Raw genomic sequence first — 1,024 nt, 5'->3', positions numbered from 1 at the left:
CCTTGTGGGTGCCGCGCCAGTTCCACACCGTCGTGACCATGTCGCCCTCGGCCAGCATGGCCTGCGGCTCGAAGGTCATGTCGAAGGCGGCGCGCCACGTCTCCATGTCCGACCGCATGGCGTCGCGTCCGATGACGGTGGACTCCGCCTTACTGACGTCGTGGTCGATGTAGTTCGTCGCGAAGCACTCGTCGAGGACGCCCATGTTGCCGCCCATGGCCGCTTCCTCGAACACCCGCCGGGCGAGCTGCTTGTTGAGGTGCTCGTCGCGGACGACGTCGAGGTTCATGAACTTCGGCATTCCCTCACAGAGGGCCACCATCTCCTGGAACATGCGGTCCGTCTCGGGGAGATGGGAGTTCTTCATGGCCTCCTCGTACGAGGGGAACTCCACCATGTCCACGTAGTGGTTCCGGGCCTCGCGGTCCTGGCCGATCATCGTGTGCGTCGCCGTGCGCCTGCCGCTGCTCTGCTCCGCCCAGCGGTCGATGAGCGCGTTCATCTCGTCGAACCGCCTGGTCTCATAATCGATCACTTGTACGAATGTCATGGCGTCGCCTCCCGCGCTGGATGGGACAGGTCCAGTTTAGGGAGATTTCACCCGATCGGCTGCTTGTGATGAGGCCCGTCCGGGTGGCCTCCGGGGCTACTGGGGGCCGTACTTGCGGCCCGTGCGCGAGGACACCCCGCCCAGCAGTCCGCGCGGCGTCAGCTTCACCACGCCCATCAGCGCCTTGTACCGCGGGTCCGGGATCGACACCGTTTTCCCCCGCGCCAGGTCGGCCAGGGCCGAAGCCACCAGCTTGTCGGCGTCCAGCCACATCCAGCTCGGGATGTTGTCCGTGCCCATCCCGGCCCGCTCGTGGAACTCCGTCCGGACGAAGCCGGGGCACAGCGCCATCAGCCGCACCCCGGACCCGCCCAGGTCCCGCGCCGCGCCCTGGGTGAACTGCACGACCCAGGCCTTGCTCGCCCCGTACGTACCGCGGGGTACGAAGGCGGCCACCGAGGCCACGTTGATCAC

The 1,024-nt window shown here is 67.2% G+C and carries 2 protein-coding genes; both read right to left on the bottom strand.

Features of this window, described 5'->3' with window-relative positions; all coding sequences use genetic code 11:
* Nucleotides 1-550: ester cyclase (locus ACFWVD_RS28960; protein ID WP_379248115.1), on the bottom strand; the 550-nt coding region annotated here is incomplete at its 3' end.
* Nucleotides 551-646: 96 nt separating this feature from the next.
* On the bottom strand, nucleotides 647-1,024 hold a 378-nt coding region (locus tag ACFWVD_RS28955), incomplete at its 5' end, for an SDR family NAD(P)-dependent oxidoreductase (protein WP_379248113.1).

The organism is Nocardia sp. NPDC058666 (genome assembly GCF_042714895.1).
Lineage (GTDB): Bacteria > Actinomycetota > Actinomycetes > Mycobacteriales > Mycobacteriaceae > Nocardia.
Note: the sequence above shows the minus strand (reverse complement) of the source record. Positions and strands in the feature narration are given on the sequence as shown.